1 protein-coding gene is annotated in these 628 nt (G+C 69.9%); it reads right to left on the minus strand.

Features of this window, described 5'->3' with window-relative positions:
• Positions 1-16: 16 nt before the first annotated feature.
• Positions 17-628, minus strand: a 612-nt coding sequence (locus BHU15_RS32240) for an aminotransferase class I/II-fold pyridoxal phosphate-dependent enzyme (protein ID WP_141726924.1), incomplete at its 5' end; no start/stop codon positions are given.

Consider the following 628-nt stretch of genomic DNA (forward strand, 5'->3'; position numbering starts at 1 on the left):
TCCCAGGACAGAACACCTAGGCCGCGTCCGCCAGCGTCTTCAGCCGGTTCGCCGCGTCCGTCAGGACCTCCGTGCGTTTGCAGAACGCGAAGCGTACGAAGGGCGCGCCCTGCTCCCGGTGGTCGTAGAACACCGCGTTCGGTACGGCCACCACACCGCACCGCTCCGGCAGCGACCGGCAGAAGGCGAAGCCGTCGCTCTCGCCGAGCGGGCGGATGTCCGTGGTGACGAAGTACGTGCCGGCCGGCCGGTAGACCTCGAAGCCCGCCGCGGCGAGTCCCGCCGACAGCACGTCGCGCTTGGTCCGCAGGTCGTCGCGCAGGTCGGCGAAGTAGCTGTCCGGCAGGCGCAGCGCCTCGGCGACGGCGTACTGGAAGGGGCCCGCCGAGACGTACGTGAGGAACTGCTTCGCCGCCCTGACCGTGGTCACCAGCTCCGGCGTGGCCGTCACCCAGCCGACCTTCCAGCCGGTGAACGAGAACGTCTTGCCGCTGGAGGAGATGGTGACCGTGCGCTCGCGCATCCCCGGGAAGGACGCGAGGGGCAGGTGTTCGCCGTCGAAGACCAGGTGCTCGTACACCTCGTCGGTGACGACCAGCAGATCCCGCTCGACGGCGAACACCTGCCC

This window comes from Streptomyces niveus (genome assembly GCF_001723055.1).
Lineage (GTDB): Bacteria > Actinomycetota > Actinomycetes > Streptomycetales > Streptomycetaceae > Streptomyces > Streptomyces niveus.